The organism is Streptomyces sp. NPDC006925, assembly GCF_042869575.1.
Taxonomy (GTDB): domain Bacteria; phylum Actinomycetota; class Actinomycetes; order Streptomycetales; family Streptomycetaceae; genus Streptomyces.
This window is the reverse complement of the sequence record NZ_JBIAGB010000005.1, coordinates 319,100-344,211: the sequence shown is the minus strand read 5'-3', so window position 1 is coordinate 344,211 and position 25,112 is coordinate 319,100. Positions and strand designations below refer to the sequence as shown.

At 71.3% G+C, this 25,112-nt stretch carries 24 protein-coding genes and 3 pseudogenes; 13 read left to right on the top strand and 14 right to left on the bottom strand.

The features are described 5' to 3' along the window. Positions 1–161: 161 nt before the first annotated feature. Positions 162–971: pseudogene (locus tag ACFYNS_RS10725) on the bottom strand (reverse transcriptase domain-containing protein); the annotation flags it as partial. Positions 972–1,852: 881 nt separating this feature from the next. Beyond that, the gene (locus ACFYNS_RS10720) at positions 1,853–2,269 is read right to left on the bottom strand and encodes a hypothetical protein (RefSeq protein WP_388602094.1); all 417 of its coding nucleotides are present in this window, start codon (positions 2,267–2,269) and stop codon (positions 1,853–1,855) included. 62 nt (positions 2,270–2,331) lie between these two features. On the opposite strand from ACFYNS_RS10720, the gene ACFYNS_RS10715 reads away from it, so the two are divergent. Further along, positions 2,332–2,883, top strand: a complete 552-nt coding sequence (locus ACFYNS_RS10715; RefSeq protein ID WP_388602093.1) for a glycosyltransferase — start codon at positions 2,332–2,334, stop codon at positions 2,881–2,883. Positions 2,884–3,841: 958 nt separating this feature from the next. Here ACFYNS_RS10715 and ACFYNS_RS10710 read toward each other — a convergent pair. After that, complete coding sequence (locus tag ACFYNS_RS10710) at positions 3,842–4,108, bottom strand: hypothetical protein (RefSeq protein ID WP_388602091.1); 267 nt, start codon at positions 4,106–4,108, stop codon at positions 3,842–3,844. Between the two features lie 925 nt (positions 4,109–5,033). Between ACFYNS_RS10710 and ACFYNS_RS10705 the strand changes: the two genes are divergently transcribed. The 3 genes and pseudogenes from ACFYNS_RS10705 to ACFYNS_RS10695 all read left to right on the top strand — a co-directional run. Continuing rightward, positions 5,034–5,549: a hypothetical protein gene (locus ACFYNS_RS10705; RefSeq protein ID WP_388602088.1), complete on the top strand. Its 516-nt coding sequence runs from the start codon at positions 5,034–5,036 to the stop codon at positions 5,547–5,549. A 67-nt stretch (positions 5,550–5,616) separates the two neighbouring features. Continuing rightward, on the top strand, positions 5,617–6,144 hold the full coding sequence (locus tag ACFYNS_RS10700) for an AAA family ATPase (RefSeq protein WP_388602086.1): 528 nt from the start codon (positions 5,617–5,619) through the stop codon (positions 6,142–6,144). Between the two features lie 157 nt (positions 6,145–6,301). Next, positions 6,302–6,452, top strand: a pseudogene (locus tag ACFYNS_RS10695) (site-specific integrase); the annotation flags it as partial. A 7-nt stretch (positions 6,453–6,459) separates the two neighbouring features. On the opposite strand, the gene sodN reads toward ACFYNS_RS10695, so the two are convergent. After that, positions 6,460–6,855 (bottom strand): superoxide dismutase, Ni, encoded by a 396-nt coding sequence (gene sodN, locus ACFYNS_RS10690; protein WP_075001616.1) that lies wholly within the window; start codon positions 6,853–6,855, stop codon positions 6,460–6,462. A 162-nt stretch (positions 6,856–7,017) separates the two neighbouring features. Between sodN and ACFYNS_RS10685 the strand changes: the two are divergent. Next, a pseudogene (locus tag ACFYNS_RS10685) lies at positions 7,018–7,299 on the top strand (S24 family peptidase); the annotation flags it as partial. A 92-nt stretch (positions 7,300–7,391) separates the two neighbouring features. On the opposite strand, the gene ACFYNS_RS10680 reads toward ACFYNS_RS10685, so the two are convergent. Further along, positions 7,392–8,069 (bottom strand): CGNR zinc finger domain-containing protein, encoded by a 678-nt coding sequence (locus tag ACFYNS_RS10680; protein WP_388602083.1) that lies wholly within the window; start codon positions 8,067–8,069, stop codon positions 7,392–7,394. A gap of 77 nt (positions 8,070–8,146) precedes the next feature. On the opposite strand from ACFYNS_RS10680, the gene ACFYNS_RS10675 reads away from it, so the two are divergent. After that, the gene (locus ACFYNS_RS10675) at positions 8,147–8,935 is read left to right on the top strand and encodes a class I SAM-dependent methyltransferase (protein WP_388602081.1); all 789 of its coding nucleotides are present in this window, start codon (positions 8,147–8,149) and stop codon (positions 8,933–8,935) included. A 125-nt stretch (positions 8,936–9,060) separates the two neighbouring features. On the opposite strand, the gene ACFYNS_RS10670 is transcribed toward ACFYNS_RS10675, so the two are convergent. Next, positions 9,061–10,257, bottom strand: a complete 1,197-nt coding sequence (locus ACFYNS_RS10670; RefSeq protein WP_360297703.1) for an NADP-dependent malic enzyme — start codon at positions 10,255–10,257, stop codon at positions 9,061–9,063. A gap of 532 nt (positions 10,258–10,789) precedes the next feature. Here ACFYNS_RS10670 and ACFYNS_RS10665 point away from each other — a divergent pair. The 5 genes from ACFYNS_RS10665 (at position 10,790) to ACFYNS_RS10645 (ending at position 15,641) form a co-directional block, all read left to right on the top strand. Then, the gene (locus ACFYNS_RS10665; protein WP_360297706.1) at positions 10,790–11,746 is read left to right on the top strand and encodes an ABC transporter substrate-binding protein; all 957 of its coding nucleotides are present in this window, start codon (positions 10,790–10,792) and stop codon (positions 11,744–11,746) included. A 66-nt stretch (positions 11,747–11,812) separates the two neighbouring features. Then, positions 11,813–12,769, top strand: coding sequence for an amino acid ABC transporter permease (locus tag ACFYNS_RS10660; RefSeq protein ID WP_360297709.1), 957 nt, complete (start codon positions 11,813–11,815; stop codon positions 12,767–12,769). Then, entirely contained in the window at positions 12,766–13,557 is a 792-nt protein-coding gene (locus ACFYNS_RS10655; RefSeq protein WP_360297712.1) for an amino acid ABC transporter ATP-binding protein, read from the top strand. The genes ACFYNS_RS10660 and ACFYNS_RS10655 overlap by 4 nt, the downstream gene beginning before the upstream one ends. A 100-nt stretch (positions 13,558–13,657) precedes the next feature. Then, the gene (locus ACFYNS_RS10650) at positions 13,658–14,563 is read left to right on the top strand and encodes a TIGR03620 family F420-dependent LLM class oxidoreductase (RefSeq protein WP_388602077.1); all 906 of its coding nucleotides are present in this window, start codon (positions 13,658–13,660) and stop codon (positions 14,561–14,563) included. 115 nt (positions 14,564–14,678) lie between these two features. Then, positions 14,679–15,641 (top strand): zinc-binding dehydrogenase, encoded by a 963-nt coding sequence (locus ACFYNS_RS10645; RefSeq protein WP_388602075.1) that lies wholly within the window; start codon positions 14,679–14,681, stop codon positions 15,639–15,641. A 154-nt stretch (positions 15,642–15,795) separates the two neighbouring features. On the opposite strand, the gene ACFYNS_RS10640 is transcribed toward ACFYNS_RS10645, so the two are convergent. From ACFYNS_RS10640 to ACFYNS_RS10620, 5 genes are all read right to left on the bottom strand, one after another. After that, on the bottom strand, positions 15,796–16,611 hold the full coding sequence (locus tag ACFYNS_RS10640) for a class I SAM-dependent DNA methyltransferase (protein ID WP_388602073.1): 816 nt from the start codon (positions 16,609–16,611) through the stop codon (positions 15,796–15,798). Positions 16,612–16,831: 220 nt separating this feature from the next. After that, entirely contained in the window at positions 16,832–17,938 is a 1,107-nt protein-coding gene (locus tag ACFYNS_RS10635; protein WP_388602122.1) for an NAD(P)H-dependent flavin oxidoreductase, read from the bottom strand. Positions 17,939–18,003: 65 nt separating this feature from the next. After that, a complete protein-coding gene (locus tag ACFYNS_RS10630) occupies positions 18,004–18,777 on the bottom strand; it encodes a CoA-transferase subunit beta (RefSeq protein ID WP_388602071.1) in 774 nt (257 codons plus the stop codon). Continuing rightward, positions 18,774–19,640: a CoA-transferase gene (locus ACFYNS_RS10625; RefSeq protein WP_360297729.1), complete on the bottom strand. Its 867-nt coding sequence runs from the start codon at positions 19,638–19,640 to the stop codon at positions 18,774–18,776. Before ACFYNS_RS10625 ends, ACFYNS_RS10630 begins: the two co-directional genes overlap by 4 nt. Further along, positions 19,637–20,404, bottom strand: a complete 768-nt coding sequence (locus ACFYNS_RS10620) for an enoyl-CoA hydratase family protein (RefSeq protein ID WP_360297732.1) — start codon at positions 20,402–20,404, stop codon at positions 19,637–19,639. The genes ACFYNS_RS10625 and ACFYNS_RS10620 overlap by 4 nt, the downstream gene beginning before the upstream one ends. A 197-nt stretch (positions 20,405–20,601) precedes the next feature. Between ACFYNS_RS10620 and ACFYNS_RS10615 the strand changes: the two genes are divergently transcribed. Then, complete coding sequence (locus ACFYNS_RS10615) at positions 20,602–21,360, top strand: SDR family oxidoreductase (RefSeq protein WP_360297735.1); 759 nt, start codon at positions 20,602–20,604, stop codon at positions 21,358–21,360. Continuing rightward, on the top strand, positions 21,357–22,394 hold the full coding sequence (locus tag ACFYNS_RS10610; RefSeq protein ID WP_388602069.1) for an SDR family oxidoreductase: 1,038 nt from the start codon (positions 21,357–21,359) through the stop codon (positions 22,392–22,394). The genes ACFYNS_RS10615 and ACFYNS_RS10610 overlap by 4 nt, the downstream gene beginning before the upstream one ends. Positions 22,395–22,403: 9 nt before the next feature. On the opposite strand, the gene ACFYNS_RS10605 is transcribed toward ACFYNS_RS10610, so the two are convergent. From ACFYNS_RS10605 to ACFYNS_RS10595, 3 genes are all read right to left on the bottom strand, one after another. Continuing rightward, a complete protein-coding gene (locus tag ACFYNS_RS10605; RefSeq protein ID WP_360297741.1) occupies positions 22,404–23,228 on the bottom strand; it encodes a hypothetical protein in 825 nt (274 codons plus the stop codon). A gap of 72 nt (positions 23,229–23,300) precedes the next feature. Next, positions 23,301–24,464: an acetyl-CoA C-acetyltransferase gene (locus ACFYNS_RS10600; protein ID WP_360297744.1), complete on the bottom strand. Its 1,164-nt coding sequence runs from the start codon at positions 24,462–24,464 to the stop codon at positions 23,301–23,303. Between the two features lie 17 nt (positions 24,465–24,481). Then, positions 24,482–25,093 (bottom strand): TetR/AcrR family transcriptional regulator, encoded by a 612-nt coding sequence (locus ACFYNS_RS10595; protein ID WP_360297746.1) that lies wholly within the window; start codon positions 25,091–25,093, stop codon positions 24,482–24,484. Between the last annotated feature and the right edge of the window lie 19 nt (positions 25,094–25,112).

Sequence of the window (25,112 nt, the reverse complement as noted above, 5' to 3'; positions counted from 1 at the left end):
ACAGGACCCTAGACAAGTCCCATCGTTGCAGGTCAGGGGCACTTCTCGCTTTTTCGACCAAGCATCGGACAGCCACCGTGGTGAAAGCGCGAGGCCAGTGTGGGAGAGCTTTCCCGCACCATGGCCTTCCCGGCGTGAACGCCGGTTGAGGGCACGGGGCGGTAGTGCACTCCGGCTGCTGCCTCGATCCCGTGCAGCGCGATGTTCATCAGCAGTGGGCTGATCACGCCACCTTGTGGAGTGCCCTCCTCGGTGGCCGCGAACTTTCCGCGATCGACCACGCCGGCCTTCAGCCACTGTCGGATCAGCCCCTTCGCAGGGAAGTCTCCGACGGCCTTCAGCAGGTAGTCGTGGTTGATGCGATCGAATGCCGCTGACAGATCCGCGTCGAGGATCCACACGCGTCTGGCCTTGCGCGCCAGCGTCGAGTAGATCGTCTCGGTCGCGTCATGTGCCGACCGACCCGGTCTGAACCCATAGGAACGGGGCTCGAACCGGGCCTCCCATTCGGGCTCCAGCGCGTTCTTCACGCGGGCCTGGAGTACCCGGTCACGAATGACCGGGATGCCGAGCGGTCGCTGTTTCCCATTCGCCTTCGGGATGTACACCCGCTTGACCGGCTGGGCTCTCCAGGGGGTGGCCTCGGTGTGGACCTTGGCTGCCAGCTGCATCCGCTTGCGCGGGTTCAGCGCGGTTTCCCCGTCCAGCCCGGCGGTCTTGCGGCCGCCGCTCTGCTGCGTGACCCGCCTGGTCGCGACCAGGGTGTTCGAGTACGAGCGCAACATGAGCTTTTGCAGGTTGCGTACCTGCTTGGTGTCACCCTTCTGCGAAGCCACGAAGATCCGCTGCCTCAGGCGCCGTACGTTCGCCTCGTGCTTGGCCCAGTCGATGCCGTGCCAGCCGGGGTTCTCGTCCTCGGGTCCGTTCACCGTAGAGGCTCCCTCGGGAGCCACGGCAGTCTCAGCCACCATGCTCATCTGGTACCTCCCAGCGTCTAACTTGTCCTTCGGTTCTTGCGCTCTTGCTGCGGTGACCTCGTCAGCTCACCTGACCCACGTCAGCACCCTTTCGGGTGACGGGCCTCTGCCCCCCTGAATCCTCCACACCACCCGAACGGGTGACGGAGAGGTCGGCGGCGGACGTCTATCCGGCGGCTTATACGTTCCCGAGCGGTGGGGATCCACGATATTGAGAACGCGTTCACCTGGGCTTTCGCCCTACCGGCATTCGCTTCTTGGGTCATCCTGTCCCGCTACGGAGTTGAACCTCTCTTACGATTGGCCTACCCGGCATAATTCACCCGGACCGTAACGGGGTTTCCACGTTCCGCACGTTCAACGCGCGGCTGAGTTGGGCGCCCTCTTTCCTCCGGGGACGGCGGTGTTCACCGACGCGGTAGCAGCACCGTGCCGCGCCTGCGCCATCAGGCCGTGCGGCCTGTCTGCGCTGGTCTTTGCACCCTCCTGGCGCGCCGCCAGTGTGAGGGCTCTGGATTACGAAGTGTCAGCGAGGGTTCATTCGCATTCGCCCGTCCAGCCATTTCCCTTGCCCGTAATCCCTGTTGACGCGGGGATCCTCCGGCGTTTCCCTGGGCTTCATACCCCGCCGTTACCAGCGACGCATGCCAGAGCGGGAACAGACTTGAACACGAGTCTGGGACCGGCATCGTCAGAATCAATTTCCCAACTCCCCTCGACACCGGTCCAGTTAAAACGTGCGACTTCGTGTCGCACCCGCCACTCCAGACGGTACCGATCGTGCAGGGCCGGTGTGGTCGTGATCCACGTGAATTGCCGTAGCTCACCGTCCCCGCTGTGGACGGGCGGGGTCCGCAGCGGGGAAGCCTCAGCGGTCATGGAGGTCTCGGTACCCCAAACCACAGAGTCAAGGACGACGGGGAAAGCGAGCTGGACTTCGAGCTGTTCGGTGGCAGGCGGACGGCTCGCTGGAACCAGTTGCCCCATTTGTCGTCGCTGACGGTGTAGGCGCACCCGATCCATACGGACTCGCCCGGATATAGAGGGAAGCGGCCGTGTTCGTTGTCGAACAGCAGCCAGACTTCTTTGCAGGCGTCACGAACGTGCTTGGTCTGCCGACGCCTCGCCTCGCCCCGGCAGGTGGCCGTCCGATCGAGTTCATCCCAGGTCAGCGGGTTGGCCCGGGAATGGGAGTTGGACCGCTCTGGGCCGCCCGGGTAGCGGTCGACGGAGATACGGATCAGGTTGCGGGTCATCTGCTCGGTGCCCGTGCTGCGCAGTAGCCTGCGCATGGTGAGCCGGTAAGCCCGGCCGTCGTACCGGAGATGGGCGGCGTCGTGCTCGACGACGGACGATGTACAGCGCCGGAGCGATCGGTGTCTACAACCACAGGTTGTATGCGCATTACGGGACCGAACGGCTCGTGGACCTTGCGCGGCAACTCGCCGCCTCCGGCACACTCCGGCTACGGGTCATGGATCTCTTCGGTTCACGCCGTGCGGAGCGGAAGAGCCTGGACGACAGCCCCGAGCACATGGGCGACCAACTCGCTGCTCTGCCGCACGTGCAGATCGTGTCCGACCGAGGCGACCGCATCCGCTACTGGGACCTGCTGGCCGGTGCGCGCTTCGGCATCGCCCCGTTCCGGCCCGGCTGTCCCTGGTCGATGAGCGTGATCGACTGCCAGGGCATGGGCCTGCCGGTCATCGCCCCGCGTCTGGGCTGCCTCGCCGAGCACATCGACCCCGAACTGCAATTCTCCACTCCCGCGGAAGCCACCGATCTCGCGGAGCGGCTCGCCCTGGACGACGAGTTTCACATGTTCCACACCAAGCGAGCCCACGCCTCCACCAGTGACTTCACACCGGTCCGAGTTGCCGCGCGCTACCTGGGGGCCCTCTCGTGACACTCTTCGACGCCGTCCTCCTGTCGTACGACGAGCCGATGGCCAACTCCCTGCATTCCCGGCTTCAGCGGACACTCGGCGGGTCGGTGTAGCGTCTGCATGGCGTGCATGGGATGCGCCGGGCGTACCGGCTGTGTGCCCGAGGTTGTCGACCGCGAGCAGTCTTCCTCGCCGATGGCGACTTCGCCGTCGGGGCCGACTTCGATTCCGCCGCTGTCGAGCCGCTGGACGAGGGTGTTTCCATGCGGGTGTGGCGAGCGGTCAACCCGGTCAACGGCCTGACCTACGGTTACGGCGGGCTGAAGCTGATCCGCCGCAGCGCCCTGCGCGAGATGGGCGAGGCGGTCGACGTGCTCGCTGCGCTGCCAGGCCGGGTCGATTTCGCCCAGAAGACTGCCGGAATCACGCGTTTCAACCAGAGCCCCTTCTACGCCTGGAAGGCTGGTTTCCGCGAGTGCGCGATGCTCGTCCGCGGCACCGAGTACAGCATGGCCGACGACAACGCCCGCCAGCGGGTCAAGGCGTGGGCGGCCAGCCGTTGCGGCGAGTTCCGCCGCCTACGCGGCTGCCGGAGCGCGTTACGCGGCTGCCGGATGCCTTCGCATGCGACTCCGTCCGTGTCCCGCAGAGCTTCGACCATCTCAACGACCCCACCTGGCTGCGGGACAGGTTCCCCGCCGCCCGGAGACCAGGCGGTCTCCGATGAGCGGCACGCTCGTGCTCATCGAGCAGTACGCGAACCGCCTGGGCGGTCACCACCAGCGCACGCTGGTTGCCCTCGCCCAGGCACGTCCCGGCAGCCTGATCATTGCGCCGCACAGAATCGCAGAGGAGGCGGTGACTGCCCTGCGCGGGGCTGACACCTCGCTGACCGTACCGGCCGGGTCGACGGCGGCCGTACTGCTAGCCGCCGCCCGTCTGGCGGTCGGGCTCCGCCGTCGGGCAGCGGGCCTTCCACTCACGCCGCTGGTCCCGCTGCCTTCGGCGACTGCCGCATCAGGTCACTCTCCTTGCCCGTTGCCTGACCGAGGCGTCCGCGCTGCGGACCGCCCGCCGTCAGGCGCCGGGCGCCGACGCGGTGGTAATCCTGACGGCAAGCGAGGCCCTGCACGGGCTGGCCGCCTTCCTGGGCGGCCAGCCGCATCTGCGTTTCTTCCACGAGGCTGTCACCACGGAGGACGCCTTCGTGCGGTTGCTCGGGCGACTCGCCCGCCGGGGTGAGCACCGAGCGATCGTGGTGTACCCGACTCAGGCTGTGGCGGATCAGTCCTCTACAGCTTTCCCCGACCTGTCCGCAGCGCTGGGAACCTTCGCGGTCGGCGAGGGCCGTCGGCTGAGCGATGCCGAACGCGACGGTGGCCGAGCCGCGTTCGGTATCCCCACCGATGAGACCGTGGTGTGCCTGGTGGGCGGCTGGTGGCCCTACAAGGACATCACTGTCATCGACACCGCCCTCGCTCGCTGCCCGGACCGGTCGCGGAGAGCTGCAAATCGTTTACGGCGCCGCCGACGCCGCCCTGGTCACCCGGCGTCCTGGGGTGGGCAAGGAGTCCGGGCTCGTCATGGACGCGGCCCGCCTTGGCGTTCCCCTGATCATCTCCGATCACGACCCGTCCCTCTCTGCCCGCCTGAGCGGACAGCCTTGGGCACTGACCTTCCCCACCTGTGATCCGGACGGACTCGTGGACGTTGCGCACCCTCCCCTGCCGGTGGCCCCAGCGCCCCGGCACTGGGGCCACCGGCCTGCTGGGGATGCGATCGGCGGCTGAGCAGGTCGACTTCCTCATCCGCACCTTCGCCTCACTGAGCACGAAGGGGGCCTGATGCTGAATACACTCCCAGCGCTGATCGCGGTCGTTGGCCCTGTCGAGCCGCGGCTGCTGGCCGCCTGGATCCGCCACTACCAGTGGCTGGGCATCGGGCGGTTCCTGATTGCGTTCCATTTCCCGAGCATGTTCCTTGCGTGTGACGGCGCGCGTTGCAGGTGGCGGTCAGCGAGTTCTGCATCACCCCTGTCGGCACCAGCACCGGACCCTGGCACGAGCCACCAACACGCAGCTCAGAGATCTCATGCGGCGCCGTGCCGGCCTGGATGGCATCTGCTCGCGGACGCCGACGAGTTCCAGCAGTACCCCGTCCCGGTTGCCGAGATGATTGCCTGGGCCGACGGATTCGGACGCCGTGTGGTCGGCGGGCTGATGATCGACCGCGTCACCGCGAACGGGCGCCTGACCGCCTGGAGGCCCGAGGAGGGACTCGACGGTGCCTATCCGCTCGGCGGCCACCTCACCCATCGACTCCTGCACGGCGACCCCCGCAAGATCGTCCTCGCCCGCCACGACGTCGCCGTCTCCTCCGGCAACCACCGGGCACCTGGTCACCGACCGGATGTGGACCGGATCTGTGCGGTCCACCACTTCAAGTGGCGTTCGGGCGTGCTGGACGACCTCCGTCGAAGGGTCCAGCACTTCACGACGGGCCTCTGGCAGGAGCACACTCCGGCCGTTCGCGACGAGGCCGACCGCCTGCTGGCCCACGTAGGAAGGCACGGAGGTGTGATCAACACCAGTGATCCGCGGTTCGCCTTCCGTCGAGTGAGCATGGACCGGATGCCGCACGGTTGGAACTCCGAAGCGCGCGGCCTCCTCACCACCTGGCGTCCTTGACGCGCACACCGGCCGGGAGCAGAGACACTGTTCACTCGCCCACGCTCGTTGCGGAAGGGACGGCCCCGTGCCCCTAGCCGTTCTCCTGACCGGGTTGACCGGATCCGGGAAGACCACCGTTGCTCAGGCCCTCACCGGCCACGGCTTCATTCGGCTGTCTGTTGACGAGGAAGTCCACCGACTCCACGGGCGCTACGGCGTCGACTATCCCGAGCACGCCTACTTCGAGCGCGAACGGCCCGTCGTCAAGGCGGTCCGGACACGGTTCGTCAAGGAGCTGGAAGCCAGCAACGACGTTGTCCTGGATCACGGGCTGTGGCGTCGGGGCGATCGTGATGCCTGGCGGCGGGCCGCTCGAGAAGCGGGCGGCCTGCCCGTGGTCGTCTACCTCCCCGCCGACCGCGACGAACTGTTGCGACGTCTGGCCGAGCGCAACCGTCGGGAGGACGCCAACGCTCTCACCGTGTCCCCCGAAGCCCTCGATGACTTCCTCGACCGCTTCGACGCTCCGGCCGACGAGGAGGAAGCGATCGTCTACAGCGGAGACCTCGAATCACTCCTGGCGGCACTGGCTGAGGCCAGACGCCGGACCTGAATACGCACCGCTGGGTGGCGTCGTCATCCAGACGGGCCAGAGATGTCCGTTCCCTGAAAAATGATCTTCAGATGTTCTCCGAGGGCAGGTCCAGGGCCCGTGTCGAGCACCATCGGTGATACCTGTGCCCCCCGCGCTCGGCTCGCTCCCGGTAGGTGCCGTCATCGCGCTGCGCATCCACGTGCATCTGTGGCCGGGTGAAGAAGACCGCACCCGGTCTGGCATGGGCGCCGTGCTCGGCGGTCTGCCGGACCGGGTGCGGACAGGATGACCAGGCGATCAAGGAAACCGCAGGTCAAAGGGCTTGAGATCAGGTCAGCCCTGCTTGGTCTCCCAGAAGATCTTGTCGATCTCGGCGATGAGCTCCAGCGCCTTCTGCCCGGTGGCCGGGTCGGTGGAGCCCTTGGCGGCGCTGAGCGCCTTGAGGGTGTCGTTCACCAGCTGGTGGAGCTGCGGGTACTTCTCGAAGTGCGGCGGCTTGAAGTAGTCGCTCCACAGCACCGAGACGTGGTGCTTGGCGAGTTCCGCGCGCTCCTCCTTGATGACGGTGGCCCGGGCCCGGAAGTGCGGGTCGTCGTTGGCCTGGTACTTCTCCTGAACGGCCTTCACGGATTCGGCCTCGATCCGGGCCTGTGCCGGGTCGTAGACACCGCAGGGCAGGTCACAATGGGCGCTGACCTGCACCTTGGGGGCGAACAGTCGGGAGAGCATAAAAGCCGTCCTTCCTCGTGATCGTCTTCTCACGTGCGAGATTACTCCGTGTGGGAAGTCTTTTCGCGTGTGCCCCCACGGGCCTAGGACAAAAGTCCGGTGACGGACTGGATCTGCTGGAGTGATCGGGCCGGAGGCGGCCTTGGGACCGGAGGCGGGAATATGCCGGAGCGTACGCCGCAGCGCGGGCCGAGCCACGGGGCGGAGCGCCGGGAGGGGGATCGGCACGAGGGGCTGCTGAAGCGGATCGGACTGGCCGAGGTCTACAACCCGTCGATGCGGCCGACCCTGCTGCCCGGGGACCAGTTGGTCGTCGGCTACGGGGCCGCGGTGCGGCCGGGGGACGTCGTGGTGCTGCGTCACCCGTTCCAGCACGACCTGCTCATCGTCAAGCGCGCGGTCGAGCGGCGTCCCGGCGGGTGGTGGGTGCGCGGTGACAACCCCCGGGTGAAGAACGACAGCCGGGAGTTCGGCGCGGTCCCCGACGACCTGGTCGTGGCCCGGGCCTGGCTGCGGCTGCGCCCGCCGCGCGGGGCTCAGCGCTCGCCGGGGTCCGCGGTGCGCTGGGCATCCTCCGCCGTGCGCCCGCTGGTCGGTCCGCTGCGGCCGCGTCCGCCCGCGGGGTCAGGGGTGTCCTCGAGGGCGGCCGGGTTGCTCTCCAGGCGTTTGCGGGCCCGGTAGGCCGCCACGTTGGCGCGGGTCGCGCAGCGGTCGGAGCAGTAGCGGCGGGAGCGGTTGGTGGAGGTGTCCAGGTAGGCGTTGCGGCAGGGCGTGGCCTGGCAGATGCCCAGCCGGTCCACGCCCAGGTCGGTGAGGTGGAAGGCGAGCCCCATGCAGGCTGTCGCCGCGTAGGCGGCGGTGGCGTTGGCGGGCTGTTCGGCCAGGTGCATGTGCCAGCGGGGCCGCCCCTCGTCGTCCAGGTCCCCGTGTCCGGAGATCTGCGGACTCGTGGGGAACTCCATCAGCAGGGCGTTCAGCAGGTCGACCGCGCGGACCTCGTCGCCCTCGGCGGCCGCGGTGAAGACGGCGCGCAGCCGGGTGCGCACGGCGCGGAGCCGGCTGACGTCCGCCTCGGTCACGCGGCGCGCCATGGTCCCGTGCGACCCGAAGAGTTCGAGGACGGCGCCGACGGAGGTGAGGGTGTCTTCGCCGCGCTCGGGCTGCTCGCTGTTCACGAGTCGCACTGCCAGATCTGAGTAATAGTTCAGTTCCACTTGTGGTCCTTACAGCGGGCGGTCTATCGTCAGTAATGGTTGAAAGTTGTTAGAGCGTATTACGGCGGAGGACGGATATGGCGACCCACGCACGGAGCGCTGCCGACTGGCGGCGCCGGCAGGAGAGTTGGGACCGACAGCAGGAGTGGTACCTGCCCGACCGCGAGGAGCGGTTCCGGGTCATGCTCGACATGACCGAGGCCCTGGTGGGCTCCGCACCCCGGGTGCTCGACCTCGCCTGCGGTACGGGCAGTATCTCGGACCGCGTGCTGCGGCGGATGCCGGGCGCGAACACCGTCGGCGTCGACCGGGACCCGGCGCTGCTGGCCATCGCGCGCGGCACCTTCGAGGGGGACGGGCGGGCGCGCTTCGTCACGGCGGACCTGAGCGACCCCGACTGGCCTGCCACGCTGCCCGAGGGCCCCTACGACGCGATCCTGACGGCCACGGCCCTGCACTGGATGCGCACCGAACCGCTGCGTGCGCTCTACGGCCGGCTCGCGGGCCTGGTGCGGGAGGGCGGGGTGTTCCTCAACGCCGACCACATGCCGGACGAGTCGACCCCGCGCATCAACGCCGCGGTGCACGTCTTCGACGAGGAGCGGCGCGCGCGGCGGACCGCCGAGGGGGCGCAGGACTGGAAGGGGTGGTGGCGCGCGCTGGGGGAGGACCCGGAGCTGGAGGCGGCCGCCGCCGAGCGGTTCGCCCTGTTCGGGAACCCGGCCGAGGCGCAGCACAGCGACCACAACGACGAGGAGTTCCAGAGCGCGGAGTGGCACGCGGCCGCCCTGCGCGAGGCCGGATTCGGCGAGGCCCGGACGGTCTGGTCCTCGCCCGCCGACGCCATGGTCCTGGGGCTGCGCTGAACGCTTCGCACGAGGCCCGCGCGACCGGGCCGGTGCACGCCGCCGGACCGGCACGCGCGCCGATCAGGGCAGCGCCCGGGCCGCCCGCCCGCCCGCACGGCGGGGGCGGGCGGCCCTGGTGGGGCTCAGCGGCGGGCGACGCCCTCCGCGCGGGCCGCCGCCGCCACCGCGGAGGTCACGGCCGGGGCGACGCGCTCGTCGAAGGGCGAGGGGATCACCCGGTCCGCGCTCAGCTCGTCGGCCACCACGGCGGCCAGCGCCTCGGCGGCGGCCAGCTTCATGCCCTCGGTGATGTCCGTGGCGCGCACCTGCAGGGCTCCGGCGAAGACGCCCGGGAACGCCAGCACGTTGTTGATCTGGTTCGGGTAGTCGCTGCGGCCGGTGGCCACCACGGACGCGTACTTGCGCGCCACGTCCGGGTGGATCTCCGGGTTCGGGTTGGCCATGGCGAAGATGAAGGCGTCCTCGGCCATCCGCGCGACGGCCTCCTCGGGCACCGTGCCGCCGCTCACGCCGATGAACACGTCGGCGCCCTCGAGCACGGACTCCAGGGAACCGGTGCGGTTCCCCTTGTTGGTGAAGCCCGCCAGGTCCCGCTTGACCTGGGTGAGGTCGCCGCGGTCGCGGGAGACGACGCCCTTGCGGTCGCAGACCGCCACGTCCCCGATACCGGCCTCCACCAGGATCTTCGCGATGGCCACCCCGGCGGCGCCCGCGCCGGAGATGACGGCGCGCAGCGAGCCCAGCGCGCGGTCGCTCAGCTTCGCCGCGTTGCGCAGCGCGGCCAGCGTGACGATGGCCGTGCCGTGCTGGTCGTCGTGGAAGACGGGAATGTCCAGCTTCTCCTTGAGGCGGGCCTCGATCTCGAAGCACCGGGGTGCCGAGATGTCCTCCAGGTTGACCCCGCCGAACGAGGGCGCCAGCCGCTGGACCGTGTCCACGATCTCGTCCGTGTCCTGGGTGTCCAGCGCGAGCGGCACCGCGTCGACGCCGCCGAACTGCTTGAAGAGGATGGCCTTGCCCTCCATGACCGGGAGCGAGGCGCCGGGGCCGATGTCGCCCAGCCCGAGCACCGCGCTGCCGTCGGTCACCACCGCGACGACCTGGGACTTCCAGGTGTAGTCGTCGACGAGATCGGGCTGCTCCGCGATGGCGCTGCAGACCTTGGCGACGCCCGGCGTGTAGGCGAGGGACAGGTCGTCCGCGTCCCGCACGGGCACGGTCGCCTGAACGGCCATCTTGCCGCCCCGGTGCAGGGCGAACGCCGGATCGATCACGTCCGGCTCCAGCCCGTCCTTCTGATTGACGATCTCCGCTGCCACTGTGTTGAACCCCTTAGTCGAATCTGGTGAGGGTGACCGCTCCCTGCGGTGAGGAACGGGCGGGCACCGCGTCCGCTTCCCGGGCGAGCGGCCTGCCGCTGCCCGGAGGGAGGTACGGACGCCGGGCGCGCCGCACACGCGCCCTGGTCCCCGGGTGAGGGGTGTAATCGACCTTTCTACCCGACACCCGCCGCCGGGGACGACCTACTTCCGGCCGCACCGGTGTCCAAGCTGGCGGAATGCAGGGCAAAACGCCTCGACTCCGACTCGAAGTCCGCAGGGTGAGACGGCCGGGTGGTGTGAGAGACCGCACTCCGGCCCGTAACCCCCTTTACGGCCGTTCCCACCGCCCTGTATCCGGAGTCCTGTATCCGTTATCCGATTTTGACCTCGGAGGCGTCCTGCTGCCGCTTGTCCGGATGGCAAGATGCCCCCCATCGTTCATCCGTTCATCCGTCGGACACGGTCGCGACATCCGAAGGTGTGTGCCCGACCCCACGGCTGCTCTCCCCCATCGCAGGAGGACCCGCTCATGACCGCTAGCAGGCGCATGACCGCCGGCCGGGCCGCACGTACGGCCGCTCGACGCGCCGGGATCATCCCCGTCGCCCTCCTCACCGGCGGCGCCCTGCTGCTGACCGGCTGCGGCGACCAGACCGAGGGTGCCGACGGCGGCAGCTCCGGCGAGAAGGCCGAGCTGAGCTCGAAGCTGCCCGACAGGATCCGCAGCGCCGGTGTCATCAAGGTCGGCACCGACGCCGCGTACAAGCCGATGGAGTTCAAGGAAGGGGCCGACATCGTCGGTCTGGACCCCGACCTCGCCAAGGCGATGGGAGAGAAGCTGGGGGTCCGCTTCGAGTTCACCAACGGCACCTTCGACGGTCTGATCACCTCCATGCAGACCGGCCGCTTCGACATGATCATGTCGTCGATGACGGACACCAAGGACCGCCAGGAGGGCCTGGACGACAAGGGGAAGAAGGCCGGCAAGGGCGTCGACTTCGTCGACTACCTCTCCGCGGGCTCCTCGATCCTGGTCAAGAAGGGCAACCCGGACAAGATCGAGTCGGTCGACCAGATGTGCGGCAAGAAGATCGCCACCCAGCGCGGCACCACCTCGCACGAGATCCTCAAGACGCAGACCGAGAAGTGCGTCGAGGACGGCAAGAAGAAGATCGGCATCGAGGCGTACAACACCGACGACGAGGCCCGGGTGCGACTGAAGGCCGGCGGCGTCGTCGCCGACATCTCGGACTTCCCGGTCGCCGCCAACGCGGCCAAGTCCGGCTCCGACTTCGAGGTCGTCGGCGACCAGATGCAGTCCGCCCCCTACGGCATGGCCGTCGCCAAGGACAACAAGCAGCTCCGCGACGCTCTCCGGGCCGCGATGGACGCGATCATCGAGGACGGCTCGTACAAGAAGGCGCTGGAGAAGTGGGGCGTCGAGGACGGCGGCGTCAAGAAGGCCGCGATCAACGGCGGCTCCTGAGCCGCCCGGCGACGACGCACCAGACACACCCCGCAGGACGTCCAGGACGCTGAGAGGCAAGCCCCCGTGACACCACCCACCACCGACAAGATCCCCTCCGGCGGGGCACCTCCGTCGAAGGACGCACCGGAGGCCATCAAGGCCATCCCCGTACGGCACTACGGGCGGTACGTCTCCGCCGTCGTGGTCCTTGCCCTGCTGGCGCTGCTCATCCGCGCCTTCGCCACCGCGGAGGGGCTGCGCTGGCAGGCGGTGGGGGACTTCTTCTTCAACGACCAGATCCTCGAGGGCGTCCGCAACACGCTGGTCGTCAGCGTGCTCTCGATGCTCATGGGGCTGGTGCTGGGAATCGTCCTGGCCGTCATGCGGATGTCGAAGAACCCGGTGACCTCCTCCGTCGCCTGGGGCTACATCTGGTTCTTCCGCGGCACGCCCGTCTATGTGCAGCTGCTGCTCTGGTTCAACCTGGCGCTGATCTTCCCGGTGCTGAACCTGATGCCGCTCTACAAGGACGAGATGACCGACGTCATGACCCCGTTCATGGCGGCGCTCCTCGGCCTGGGGCTGAACGAGGCCGCCTACATGGCGGAGATCTGCCGGGCGGGCATCCAGTCGGTGGACGAGGGCCAGACCGAGGCGTCCCAGGCGCTGGGAATGACCCAGGGCCAGAACATGCGGCGCATCGTGCTCCCGCAGGCGATGCGGGTGATCGTGCCGCCCACCGGCAACGAGTTCATCAACCTGCTGAAGACCTCCTCGCTCTGTTCGGTCGTGATGTACGAGGAACTGCTGCGCAAGGCGCAGAACATCGGCAACAACTCCAGTGCCGTCGTGGAGATGCTGCTGGTCGCCACCATCTGGTACCTGGTCATCACCAGCGTCTTCAGCGTGGGCCAGTACTACCTGGAGCGGCGCTACGCGCGCGGCTCCCTGCGCCAACTGCCCGAGACCCCGTGGCAGCGCGTACGCAAGAACGTCTTCGCCTTCGGGCGCGGTACCGGATCGGGGGCGCAGGGCGCATGAACACGTCGGTCAAGAAGACGGAGAGCGGCGGCCCGATGGTCAGGGCCGAGCGCGTCTGCAAGTCGTTCGGCCACGTCGAGGTCCTCAAGGGCATCGACCTCGAGGTGAAGACCGGCGAGGTGTTCTGCATCGTCGGTCCGTCCGGGTCCGGCAAGTCCACCTTCCTGCGGTGTATCAACCACCTGGAGAAGATCAACGCCGGCCGGCTGTACGTCGACGGCACGCTCGTCGGGTACCGCGAGAAGGGCGGCAGACTCTACGAGCTGCGCGACCGCGAGGTGGCGGCCCAGCGCCGCGACATCGGGATGGTCTTCCAGCGCTTCAACCTCTTCCCGCACATGACCGCGGTGGAGAACGTGATGGAGGCGCCCGTCCAGGTCAAGCGGACCCCGCGCGCCGAGGCGCGCAAGCGGGCCGCGGAGCTGCTGGACCGGGTGGGGCTGGCCGACAAGATCGACTCGTTCCCCGCGCAGCTGTCCGGAGGCCAGCAGCAGCGCGTCGCCATCGCGCGGGCGCTGGCCATGGACCCCAAGCTGATGCTCTTCGACGAGCCGACCTCCGCGCTCGACCCGGAGCTGGTCGGCGAGGTGCTGGACGTGATGAAGGCGCTGGCCCGGGACGGGATGACGATGGTGGTCGTCACCCACGAGATGGGTTTCGCGCGGGAGGTCGGCGACTCGCTGGTCTTCATGGACGGCGGTGTCGTCGTCGAGTCCGGCAACCCCAGGGACGTCCTGACCGACCCGCAGCACGAGCGCACCAAGTCGTTCCTCTCGAAGGTGCTCTAGACCGTCGCACTCCGGGAACCGCTGTCCGGCCCCGTCCGACCGGGCCGGGCCGGGCAGCGGTTCCCGGAATACCGGCCCGCAGTGTGATGCTGTGTCCGCCATGGCACATCACGCATCCTTGGGCAGGGTCGGCATCTGGGCCTCCGCGCTGCGTACCGACGACGCGGCGCGGCGCCCCCTGGCAGAAGAGGCCGCCGCCGAACTCGACGAGCTGGGCTACGGCACGCTCTGGATCGGCGGCAGCCCCTCGCCGGACATGGCGCAGCGGCTGCTGGCCGCCACCTCGCGGGCGACGGTCGGCACCAGCATCCTCAACATCTGGGAGCACGGGGCTGTCGAGGTCGCCGCGCGGCACGCGCAGCTGACGGACGAGTACGGCGGCCGCTTCCTGCTCGGCCTCGGGGTCAGCCACGCGGAGACGCGCAGCGGGCACGCGCTGGACCATCCACTGGCCGGCCGGCCCCGGTCGGCCATGCGCTCCTATCTCGACACGCTCGACAACGCGCCGCGTCCGGTGCCCGCCGCCGGGCGTGCGCTGGCGGCGCTCGGTCCGAAGATGCTGCAGTTGGCCGCCGAGCGGTCGCTGGGCGCGCTGCCCTACCTCGTCACCGTCGAGCACACCGCGGAGGCCCGCGACATCCTCGGCGCCGACCCGCTGCTGGCCCCCGAGCTGAAGGTGGTCCTGCGGCAGCCGGGCGCCGACCCCGCCGCGGCGTACGCCACGGCGCGCGACTACCTCTCCCGGTACCTGGCCCTGGCCAACTACCGCAACAGCCTGCTCCGGCTCGGCTTCGCGGAATCCGACTTCGACGGCGGCGGCAGCGACCGGCTCGTCGACGCGCTGTTCGCCATCGGCGACGCCGAGGCGGTACGAGCAAAGGTGGACTCGTTCCTGGCGGCAGGCGCCGACCACGTCGCCCTCCAGGTGGTCACCGCCGCCACCGGCACCGATCTTCCCCGGGAGGAGTGGCGCGCATTGGCCGAGGCGATGCCGCTGCGGGACTGAGCGGCGGCCGGGAGCGGCTCCGGGCCTCGGCGGACGTGCGCCGACGGCGTGAGATCGGTCGCTCCGGGGCCGGATGGTCTGTCGGTGGGTCGGCGAGGCGGCGTAGCGTCGGGGCATGTTTGCTGCTTACGCCGCTCGTATCGACAGGGAAGAGCCGCTCAGCGGGCTGGAGCTGGGGCAGAGGCCGGAGCCCAAGGTGCCTCCGGGATGGATGACCGTGGCGGTGAAGGCGGCGTCGCTCAACCACCACGACCTCTGGTCGCTGCGGGGCGTGGGGATCGGCGAGGAGTCGCTGCCGATGATCCTCGGCTGCGACGCGGCGGGGGTCGACGACGACGGCAACGAGGTCGTCCTGCACTCGGTCATCGGGCAGTCCGGCCACGGGGTCGGCCCGCGCGAGCCGCGCTCCATCCTGACGGAGCGCTACCAGGGCACGTTCGCCGAGCGGGTCGCGGTGCCGCAGTGGAACGTGCTGCCGAAACCGGCGGAACTCTCCTTCGAGGAGGCGGCCTGCCTGCCGACGGCCTGGCTGACGGCTTACCGGATGCTGTTCACCAACGCCGGGGTCAGCCCGGGGGACTCGGTGCTGGTGCAGGGCGCGGGCGGCGGGGTGGCCACCGCCGCCATCGTGCTGGGCGCCGCCGCCGGGCTGCGGGTCTTCGCCACCAGCCGGGACGAGGCCAAGCGCAAGCGGGCCCTGGAACTCGGCGCCGAGGAGGCGGTGGAGGCGGGCACCAGGCTGCCGCACAAGATGGACGCGGTGTTGGAGACGGTGGGCGCGGCCACCTGGTCGCACTCGGTCAAGTCGCTGCGCCCCGGGGGCACTCTGGTCATCTCCGGCGCCACCAGTGGTCCGAACCCGCCCGCGACCGAGCTGAACCGGATCTTCTTCCTGGAGCTGCGGGTGGTGGGCTCCACGATGGGCACCAAGGAGGAGCTGGCGGGGCTGCTGAACTTCTGCGCCGCCAAGGGGATCCGGCCCGTCATCGACTCCGTGCTCCCGCTCGACCGGGCCCGGGAGGGCTTCACGAAGATGGCGGAGGGCGAACTGTTCGGCAAGATCGTGCTGACGGTCTGAGCCGCAACCGCGCACGGTCGGCCGGGCCGTCGGGACCCGGCCTTCGCGCGTGCCCGGTGCGGTGCCGCCGGGCCGGGCACGCGACGCGGTGCCGCGTGGTGCCGCAGCCGCGCGGGGCCGGACCCCGAAGACGGACAACCGGGGGCCCGCGCCCTCACGCCGGAAGGGGCGGCGCGGTCCCGGCGGTCCGGGCGGTCCCGGCGGTGGCGCGGATCTTGGACTGGCCGTGTCCCAGGAGTTCCCAGTCGTCCATGAAGCGGGCGTGCAGGCCGTGCCGCGCGGCCAGCTCGGTCAGCGTCTCGGTCCGGTAGTAGAAGTCCTCGCGGAGCACGTTGTGCTCGGCACCGACCGTGCGGTCGAAGGTGAAGTCGAAGAATCCGCCCGGTGCCAGCACCCGGCCCACGTGCGCGAAGCACTCCTCGATGACGTCGAGCGGCGAGTGCGAGAAGACGCTGTGCGCGTGGACGACGTCGAAGTGCGCGTCCGGCAGGAAGTCCAGCGTCAGATCCCGGGTCAGGGTCAGATGGGGAAGCTTGGCCTGAAGATTGCGCTCGGTGAGCGTGCGTTTCGCGGCGATCAGCACGTCGGGGGAGATGTCGATGCCGTAGTAGTGGCCCGCCTCCAAGTGCTCGATGAAACGCCAACCCGCACGCAGATTGCCGCAGCCGATGTCCAGCATCCGCGCCGACGGCGCCAGGCCGTGCCGCCGCAGATACTTGAACTGCAGCTCGCCCAGCCTCAGCCACCCCTCGCGGGTCGGGCTGCCGACCGCGGCGTCCGGATCGCGCCGGGTGTCGGAGGCCATCACCGCGCGGTAGTAGCTGACATGGTCGCGGTGCTTGAACGCCAGCCACCGGTCGCGGCCCGCACGCCGGAGATGGCCCGGTACGCGCTGCGGGTGCGCCAGCGCGTACCGGGCCTTGTGGGCGAGGGCGGTCCGGTCGGCGACGAGATTCTTCCTGCTGGCCATGCGGACTCCGGCGGCGAGGCGGTGGCACGGGCGGGGAGGCGACGGGGCGGAGCGGCGCCTCCGGTGCGCCGGCAGCGCGCCTGACACCGTGAGCGCCCTGCCTCGAGTGTCGGCGGCCGCGGCCGCCGCCGCACGGCCGGGCTCCGCCGTCCGGGCCCCGGGTCACCCGCAGGGGTGACCCACGGTCCGCGGGGAGGTCCGCGGACACGGGGATGGCTGCTCAGCCGAGCCGGGCAGGCGCCGACGCGCCCGCGCCCGAGGGCGGGCCCCCGGCCCGCGCGCCCAGCTCCCGCAGCAGCGCGGCTGCCCGGGCCACCGTGCCCTCCACCACCTCCGCGACACTCGGCAGGTCGTCGATCACCCCGGCGACCTGGCCCGCGGCCAGCACTCCGGCGTCCGCGCGGCCCTCCACCATGGCGGCCCGCAGCAGCATGGGCGTGTTGGCGGCGAGCAGCGTCTGGCCGAAGGTCAGGTCCTTGCCGTGCCGCAGTGCCCGCCCCTCGCGCAGCATCGACGTCCAGGACAGGCCCGTGTGCTTCCGGAACGCGGCGGCGTGGCGCAGCGCGCGCAGCAGCGCGGCGGCCCGGCCGCCGGACTCCAGGGCCGCGACCACCTCGCTGCGCAGCATCCGGTGCGGCAGGCCGTCCACCCGTGTGGTGACGGTGATGTCCTCGACCCGCGCCGCGAGGTAGCGGGCTTTGACGGCGTCGGGCACCGTCGACTCGCGCGTCAGCAGGAACCGGGTGCCCATGGCGGCTGCCGCCGCGCCGTAGCACAGCGCGGCGGCAAGCCCCCGCCCGTCGTGGAAGCCGCCCGCCCCGACGACCGGGAGGCCCTCGGGCCCCACCGCGTCGACCACCTGCGGCAGCAGCACCGAGGTGGCGACCGGTCCGGTGTGGCCGCCGCCTTCGTTGCCCTGCACCAGGACGGCGTCCGCACCCCAGGCGGCGACCTTCCGCGCATGCCGTACCGCCCCCACGGACGGCAGTACGACGATCCCCGCGTCCTTGAGCCGCCCGATCAGCTCCGCGGAGGGTGCCAGCGCGAACGACGCGACCCGCACCCCCTCGTCGACCAGCAGCCGCACCCGGTCGGCCGCGTCGCTCGCGTCGGCCCGCAGGTTGACCCCGAACGGCGCCGCCGTGCGGGACCGCACCTCCCGCACGGCGGAGCGCAGTTGCGGCAGCGTCATGGTCGCCGAGGCCAGGATTCCCAGCGCCCCGGCCTCGGCCGTGGCGGTCACCAGGCGAGGTCCGGAGACCCAGCCCATGCCCGTCTGCACCAGCGGATGGCGCACTCCGACCAGCGAGGTGAAGGCGGTGCGCAGCGGGGCCCACTCCGGCTCCGGGTCCGCAGCGGTGGCGCGGGCGGCGGGCGGCTCCGGCCGTCCTGTCATGCCCGCACCTCCTGCTCGCGGGCGCCATGCGGGTCCAGTACCTCCCGCAGCAGTCGCAGCTCGCGCCGGGTCGGCCGGCGGGTGACGGGCACCTCGTCCGGTACCGCCAGGTCGAATCCCGTCCGCTCGCGCACCTGCGCGACGTCGACGCCCGGGTGGACACTGGCCAGCCGCATCCGGCGGTCCACGGTCGCGAAGTCCAGCACCGCCAGGTCGGTCACCACCCGCCGCAGCCCGTGGAAGCGGGCGGCGCCCGGACCCGCAGCGGCCGCCCGGTCGTGGCCCACGCCGCTGACCATGTCCACGCGCTCCACGAAGACCCGCACCGAATGGCGCGGCACCCAGTAGGAGACCGGGTGGTTGACGGTGTTGGACGGCGCCCCGCGCGCACCGAGCAACTGCCGCGCCGGCCGGTCGTGGTCGCCGATGCAGGAGATGTTCTGGTTGCCGTAGCAGTCGAGTTGGGCGGCGCCCATCATCATGTGGCGCCTGCCGCGTGCGGCGAGCGCGAGGTGCCTGCGATAGGGCAGCCAGCCCTCGAAGCGCCCGGGATCCTCGGGAGTGCTCAGCAGCATCGCCTCGCCGTCGGTCAGCAGCAGGTGCGGGCTGAACGTCAGCCGCGCCAGGCGGGCTCCCAGCGCGGGGACCACGCCGCCCGCCGCCGCGGCCAGCACCTCACCGTCGCCGCGCCACGCCTCCGCGCAGGCGACGACGCAGACCTCGGCACGGGTGGGGGCGGTCGTCCCGGTCATCCCGGTCATCCCGGTCATCGTGCCGCCTCCGTACGCGCCTGGTGCTCGTGCACCGCCTGCTGGTAGGTGTCCTCGCCGCCGGAGAGGAAGCGCGCGGTGAATTCCCGCCAGGCCGACGGGTCGGCGGCGGCCCGCACGTAGGCGCGCTGGAATGCCTCGTCCCGCCCGTAGTCGGGGGCGCAACTGGTGAAGTGCGCGCCGCGGGGGGTGTGCAGGACACCGGTGACGTTCTGCCGCTGCACCAGCAGCGACTGCGGCGGTCCGGTGAAGCGGTCCACGATCCGCTCGCAGGAGAGATAGGTGTGCTCGGCCGCCTCCGTGAACAGGTCGTCGAAGTACGGGTCGGGCCCCAGGTACTGCCCGTTTCCCCGGACGTCGGCGCGGTTCATGTGCACCAGGGCCACATCCATCGTCAGCGCGGGCGCCGCCAGCAGCTCCTCGCCGTCCGGGTACGGCGAGGTGACCGTGCGCAGCCGGGGGTTGCGGCGCGGGATGTCCGATCCGAGGCCGCCGCGCACCGGCAGGAACGGCAGCCGGTGCGCCGCGGCCGTCAGCCCTGACAGGAACAGCGACTCGTCCCATTCCTCGAAGGCGAGGGTCCCCGCCTCGCGGGCGGCCCGGAAGTGCGGCTCCAGCGGCACCGAGTCCAGCGTCACGAAGGGCGCCACCAGCCGGCGGATCCGGCCCGCCGCGGCCAGCAGACCCACGTCAGGGCCGCCGCAGGAGACGACGGTCAGCTCGTCGGCTCCGCCGCGCAGCAGCGCCCGCACCAGCGCCATCGGTTTGCGGCGAGCGCCCCAGCCGCCGATGCCCACTGTCATGCCGGACTCGATCCGGTCCGCGAACGCGGTGAGGGGCAGCCGCTTGTCGAGGTCGGTCACGGTCGGCTCCCGTCCCCGGCACGCCGGTCGAGGAAGGCGTCCCGGTGCCGGTCGGAGACGCCCGCGAGGTTGGCCTCGAAGGTGAAGCCCTGCTCGTAGCGGTAGCGGCGGCGCACGTCGCTCTGGTCGATCCCGTTGAGCGCCTCTTTGGCCAGACGGAGCAGATAGCCGTCCTTGGCCGCGATCCGTGCCGCCAGCTCCAGCGCCGTCTCCAGCAGCGCGGCCCGGCTCTCGGCCAGTGCCCATACGGCACCGTGGTGGTGCAGTTCGGCGGCGGTGAGGGTGCGGCCGGTGTAGTAGAGCGGGCGGACCAGGTGCGGGGGCAGCATCCGGGACAGATGCGTGGCCGCCCCCAGGGCGCCCCTGTCCAGTTCGGGGAGCCCGAAGGTGGCGTCCCGGGTCGCCACGATCGCGTCGGCGCTGCCCACCAGGCCGATGCCGCCGCCCAGGCAGTGGCCGTGCACGGCCGCGACGACGGGCACCTCGCACTCGTAGACCGCGCAGAACGCCGCCGCGCAGCCGCGGTTGGCGCCGATGAGCGCGCTGTGGTCCGCGGCGCGCTGCAGCTCCTTGACGTCGACGCCCGCGTTGAAGCCGCGTCCGGTGCCGGTAAGCACCACGGCGCGGTGCGCGGGGTCGCGGCCCGCCGCCGTCACCGCGTCCGCCAGCGCGTACCAGGCGTGCACCGGGAGGGCGTTGACCGGTGGCTGGTGGACGGTCACCACGGCGACGCCGTCGTGCGGTGTGGAGGTGGAGACAGACATCGCGGGATCAGCTACCTTTCCACCTAACGTTTGTTTGGTGCAAGCTAGCAGGGGGTTGGTCCGCACGGAAGGGCCGAAGTGCCGGGCTCGATCGCGGAGTTCCGCTGCACCGGGCCGCTCCGGCGCGGCCGCGCCGGAGCACGCGGTCCCGCCCAGCGGGCCCCGCACCGCCCGCCCGCCGACACCCGGAGGTGCCCATGAGCGTCGCTGTCGTCACCGGCGGAACCCGCGGGGTGGGTGCGGGGATCGCCCGCGCGTTCCTCCGCGACGGCGCGGACGTCGTCGTCTGCGCCCGGCGCCCGCCCCCGCACCCCCTCGCGGCCGGGGACCGGCAGGCCCGCTACCTCCCGCTGGACGTCCGTGACCCCGAGGCCGCAGCCCAGCTCTGCGACCGCGTCGTCCGCGATCTGGGCTCCCTGGACGTGCTGGTCAACAATGCGGGCGGTACCCCCTACCGCCCGCTGGCGGAGGGGGCGCCGCGGCACCACGCGCGCGTCCTGGAACTCAACCTCCTCGCGCCCCTGCACCTCTCCCGCGCCGCCCACGCGGTCATGCGCGGGCAGCGGCGGGGCGGTGCCGTCGTGATGGTGGGCAGCGTCAGCGGCGGCCGCCCCTCGCCCGGATCGGCCGCGTACGGCGCCGCCAAGGCGGGGCTGGAGAACCTGGCGCGGTCGATGGCCATGGAGTGGGCCGCCGACCGGGTGCGGGTGAACACCGTCGTGCTCGGGATGGCCCGCACCGAACTGACGGAGCTGCACTACGGCGACGCTGCGGGCGTCGCCGCCGTCAGCGCCACCGTGCCGCTGGGACGGCTCGCCGAGCCCGACGAGGTGGGCGACGCCTGCGTGTTCCTGGCCTCGGACGCCGCCGGCTACATCACCGGCGCCTCCCTCGCGGTGCACGGCGGCGGCGAGCGCCCCGCGTTCCTGGACGCCGCCACTGTCGACAGGCGATGAGCCCTTCCACCGAACCGGAGGAGACCATGCCGCACCAGCACGCCACCCGCGCACCGGACCGCGCCCGCCGGGACCACCCCGCCGAGCGCAGCGCCCCGGAGCACCCCGCCAGGCACCGCGCCGCGGAGGGCCGCGTCGTCGTGGTCACCGGCGCCGGCCGCGGGCTCGGCCGGGCACACGCCCTCGCCTTCGCACACGCGGGCGCCCGCGTCGTCGTCAACGACCTGGGGGTCGCCCTGGACGGCGGGCGCGCCGCCGCGGACCGCGCGAGGACACCGGCCGGGCAGGTGGCGGCCGAGATCCGGGCGGCGGGCGGCGAGGCGGCCGTCAGCACCGACGACGTGGCCACCGGAGAGGGAGCGGAGCGGCTGATCCGCACCGCTCTCGACCGCTTCGGCCGACTGGACACGCTCGTCAACAACGCGGGGTTCCTGCGCGACCGGATGCTGGTCAACCTCGGCGAGGACGACTGGGACGCGGTCGTGCGGGTCCATCTCAAGGGCCACTTCCTGCCGATGCGGCACGCGGCGGGGCACTGGCGCGCGGAGGCGAAGGCGGGCCGCACCCCGCGGGCCCGGATCGTCAACACCACCTCGGGCGCGGGTCTGCTGGGTGCGGTGGGACAGGGCAACTACGCGGCGGCCAAGGCCGGGGTGGCCGCGCTCACCCTCGTCGCCGCGGCCGAGTTCGGCCGCTACGGCGTCCAGGTCAACGCGGTGGCACCGGCCGCCCGCACCCGGATGACCGAGCGCGCCTTCGCGACGGAGATGGCCGCGCCCGCGGACGGCGCCTTCGACGCGATGGCCCCGGAGAACGTCTCCCCGCTCGTCGTCTACCTGGGCTCCGACGGCTGCGACGGCGTCACCGGGCGGGTCTTCGAGGTGGCGGGCGGCCGGATCGCCGTCATGGACGGCTGGCGCCCCGCGGCGCGCACCGACCGGGGCGGCTGCTGGGAGGCGGCCGCACTGGACCGGCCGGTGCGCGAACTGCTCGCCGCGTCGCCTCCGCCGGAACCGGTGTACGGCACGGGGTGAACGGTCGGCTCAGCCCACCGCCTCGGCGCTCCGCGCCACCCGGCCCGGAGCGCCGGACAGCAGGTCGGCGTGGCGGAGCGCGAAATCCCCGTTGGGCAGCAGCCCGGAGAAGTGCTCGCCGCGCACCTCGGCGGGCAGGAACTCCCGCAGCCGATGGCCGGGCCCGCGGCCGTAGTCGACCGGTGCACCCCAGCCCGGTGGTGTCTCGTCGCTGCCGTGGAGCACCCAGTGGTCGACCGGCACCTTGCCCACCATGCCGGGCGGCCGACCGGTGTGGGCGTCCAGTGCGGGTGCCGTCAGCACGTCGGGCGCGAGCGGCGGATACCACATCAGCAGGGGCTTGGCCCGGGCCGCCTCGGTGTTCTCGAAGCAGCACACGGCCATCGCGTACCCGGGATAGCGCTCGGCGTAGAACCGCAGCAGCGCCGGGTCGAGGGACGGTCGCCTGGCTGCGGGGACGCGGTGCAGCGCGGCGGGCACCGCCGTGGGGTCGGAGGCGAGCAGCACCGTGTAGATGTCGTGCTCGAAGATCTGCACCTCGGACGCCGGGGCCTCCTGTCCCATCCAGGCCATGCCGCCCGCCGCCAGCGACCGGGGCCGCACCGCCCCCACCATCCGCTGCAGCACGTCGGAACCGCGCCCCACGTGGAGGAAGTTGTCCCGCGTCATCTCCCGTGCGGGCAGATGCAGCAGCATGGCGTTGGGGCCCTCGGCGCGGTTGACGGCGGTGTTCTGGTAGCCGAGGACGTGCACCAGCCCGTGTCCGGGGTGGTGCAGCCGTCCCATGTACAGCGTGGTGCCGGAGAAGTCGGCCGGGCCCAGGGAGACACACATGGGGCCCACGCTCCCAGACCGCCCCGGCGGGCGTGCCGGAACCCCCTGCCGGGGCGCGCGGTTGCGCCCGGTTCAGAGGCGCTCGATGATCGTCACGTTCGCCTGCCCGCCGCCCTCGCACATGGTCTGCAGTCCGTAGCGGCCGCCGGTGCGCTCCAGTTCGTGCAGGAGGGTGGTCAGCAGCCGGCAGCCGGTGGCCCCGAGGGGGTGGCCCAGGGCCAGGGCGCCGCCGTTGACGTTGACTTTGTCCGGGTCGCAGCCCGTCTCCCGCAGCCAGGCCAGTACGACGGAGGCGAACGCCTCGTTGATCTCGACCAGATCGATGTCGTCCAGTGTCATGCCCGTCCGCTCCAGCGCGTGCGCGGTCGCCGGGATCGGTGCCGTCAGCATGCGGATCGGGTCCTCGCCGCGTACGGAGAGGTGGTGCACCCGGGCCCGCGGGGTGAGACGGTGCGCGCGCACCGCCTCTTCGGAGGCGAGCAGCACCGCGGCGGAGGCGTCCGAGAGCTGCGAGGAGACGGCAGCGGTCAGCCGGCCGCCCGGCACCAGCGGATCGAGGGCCGCCATTCTCGCCGGGTCCGTGTCGCGCCGCGGCCCCTCGTCCACGGCGTGCTCCCCCCAGGGGGCGATCTCCCGCGCGAAGCGGCCCTCGTCGGTGGCGCGCAGTGCCCGCTCGTGCGAACGCAGCGCCCACTGCTCCATCTCCACACGGCTGATGTCCCACTGTGCGGCGATCAGCTCCGCGCCGTGGAACTGGTCGACGGGCGCGTCGCCGTAGCGGGCCCGCCAGCCCTCCGAGCCGCGGAAGGGGCCGTCGGTGAGGCCGAGCGGCACGCCCGCCTGTCGGGAGGCGTAGCCGATGGGGACCTGTGACATGTTCTGCACCCCGCCCGCGACCACCAGGTCGGCCGTCCCGGACAGCACGGCCTGCGCCGCGAAGTGCACGGCCTGCTGCGAGGAACCGCACTGCCGGTCGACGGTGACGCCGGGCACCGACTCCGGCAGCCCGGCGGCCAGCCACGCCGTGCGCGCGATGTCACCGGCCTGCGGTCCGACGGTGTCCAGGCAGCCGAAGACCACGTCCTCGACCGCCGCCGGGTCCGCCCCGGCCCGCTCCACCAGCGCGCGCAGCACGTGCGCGCCCAGATCCGCCGGGTGCACACCGGCCAGTGCACCGCCGCGCCTGCCGACGGGCGACCTGACCGCCTCCACTATGTACGCCTCACCGCGGGACATCGGTCACGCTCCTTGGATCATCGGGCCACCGGGCGGGTGGCGATTCCGTCGAGCACCATCGAGGTGTACTGCTGGGCGATCTCCGACGCGGTTCTGCTGCCCCAGGGCCGGAACCAGACCGCGGCCACCCACACCGTGTCGCGGACGAACCGGTAGGTGACGGGGATGTCCAGCTCGCCGCGGAAACTGCCGTCGGCCACTCCGCGCTCCAGCGTCCGCGTCCACAGCTTCCGGAAACGCTCGTGGGAGTCGGCCAGATAGCGGAACCGCTCCTGCGCGGCCAGCCGGCGGGCCTCCTTCTGGTAGATGACGACCGCCGGGCGGTGCCGGGCCATCTGCCGGAACGACTCGGTGACCAGTTCCTCGAACGTCTCCCGCGGGCCCAGCCCGGCCTCCTCGGTCCGCCGGTAGCCGTCCCACAGGTCGGTGAGGAAGGCGCTGAGGATCTCGTCGGCCATCGACTCCTTGGAGTCGAAGTGGTAATAGAGGCTGCCCGCCAGCATTCCGGCACGGTCCGCGATGGTGCGGACGGTGGTCGCGTTGTAGCCCAGCTCCGCGAACACGTCGGCCGCGGTCGCCAGCAGTTCGGCACGGCGCCCGGCACCGGGGGTCTTCTTCGGCGTCACCATGAGTCCATTGTCCGTCCGG

Coding starts and splice junctions, on each gene's coding strand:
- ACFYNS_RS10720 (WP_388602094.1), bottom strand. CDS start 2,269: ATGCGCAGGCTACTGCGCAGCACGGGCACCGAGCAGATGACCCGCAAC.
- ACFYNS_RS10715 (WP_388602093.1), top strand. CDS start 2,332: ATGTACAGCGCCGGAGCGATCGGTGTCTACAACCACAGGTTGTATGCG.
- ACFYNS_RS10705 (WP_388602088.1), top strand. CDS start 5,034: ATGATTGCCTGGGCCGACGGATTCGGACGCCGTGTGGTCGGCGGGCTG.
- sodN (WP_075001616.1), bottom strand. CDS start 6,855: ATGCTCTCCCGACTGTTCGCCCCCAAGGTGCAGGTCAGCGCCCATTGT.
- ACFYNS_RS10675 (WP_388602081.1), top strand. CDS start 8,147: ATGGCGACCCACGCACGGAGCGCTGCCGACTGGCGGCGCCGGCAGGAG.
- ACFYNS_RS10665 (WP_360297706.1), top strand. CDS start 10,790: ATGACCGCTAGCAGGCGCATGACCGCCGGCCGGGCCGCACGTACGGCC.
- ACFYNS_RS10655 (WP_360297712.1), top strand. CDS start 12,766: ATGAACACGTCGGTCAAGAAGACGGAGAGCGGCGGCCCGATGGTCAGG.
- ACFYNS_RS10650 (WP_388602077.1), top strand. CDS start 13,658: ATGGCACATCACGCATCCTTGGGCAGGGTCGGCATCTGGGCCTCCGCG.
- ACFYNS_RS10645 (WP_388602075.1), top strand. CDS start 14,679: ATGTTTGCTGCTTACGCCGCTCGTATCGACAGGGAAGAGCCGCTCAGC.
- ACFYNS_RS10640 (WP_388602073.1), bottom strand. CDS start 16,611: ATGGCCAGCAGGAAGAATCTCGTCGCCGACCGGACCGCCCTCGCCCAC.
- ACFYNS_RS10630 (WP_388602071.1), bottom strand. CDS start 18,777: ATGACCGGGATGACCGGGATGACCGGGACGACCGCCCCCACCCGTGCC.
- ACFYNS_RS10620 (WP_360297732.1), bottom strand. CDS start 20,404: ATGTCTGTCTCCACCTCCACACCGCACGACGGCGTCGCCGTGGTGACC.
- ACFYNS_RS10615 (WP_360297735.1), top strand. CDS start 20,602: ATGAGCGTCGCTGTCGTCACCGGCGGAACCCGCGGGGTGGGTGCGGGG.
- ACFYNS_RS10610 (WP_388602069.1), top strand. CDS start 21,357: ATGAGCCCTTCCACCGAACCGGAGGAGACCATGCCGCACCAGCACGCC.
- ACFYNS_RS10605 (WP_360297741.1), bottom strand. CDS start 23,228: ATGTGTGTCTCCCTGGGCCCGGCCGACTTCTCCGGCACCACGCTGTAC.
- ACFYNS_RS10600 (WP_360297744.1), bottom strand. CDS start 24,464: ATGTCCCGCGGTGAGGCGTACATAGTGGAGGCGGTCAGGTCGCCCGTC.
- ACFYNS_RS10595 (WP_360297746.1), bottom strand. CDS start 25,093: ATGGTGACGCCGAAGAAGACCCCCGGTGCCGGGCGCCGTGCCGAACTG.